The sequence below is a fragment of the Pseudomonas sp. P129 genome (assembly GCF_020312195.1).
Taxonomy (GTDB): Bacteria; Pseudomonadota; Gammaproteobacteria; order Pseudomonadales; family Pseudomonadaceae; genus Aquipseudomonas; species Aquipseudomonas fragariae.
The window spans coordinates 1-385 of the sequence record NZ_JAGPYS010000042.1; the positions used below are offsets into that span (position 1 = coordinate 1).

Genomic DNA, 385 nt, shown 5'->3' on the forward strand with positions numbered 1-385 from the left:
CAGCGTTACAGTGACGAATTCAAGCTAGCTGTTTTGAAGCGCATGCATGATGAGCGATTATCACTGCGCCAGACAGCGGCCTTGTTCGATATCCGTCAGTTCGGCATCATCAATCTATGGCAGCGCCTTTTTGACGAAGGTGCTCTTAACGCATCCTCAAAGCCCCCTAAGAAAGTTGGACGCCCAAGAAAGATGACGACGCCCCTTCCCCCTGTGAACTCCGCTCCGATCAACGATGAATCGCGCTCGCGTGACGAGTTGCTTGCCGAGGTGAAGCAACTGCGGATGGAGGTCGATTATCTAAAAAAGCTCGATGCCTTGGTTCAGAAGAAGCAACGAATAGCGCAGCAGAAAAAGCGCAAATCGTGATGGAACTGAGGCCTTT

At 51.4% G+C, this 385-nt stretch carries 1 pseudogene; it reads left to right on the top strand.

The features are described from left to right. Nucleotides 1–385 (top strand): annotated as a pseudogene (locus KBY02_RS26050) (IS3 family transposase); the annotation flags it as partial.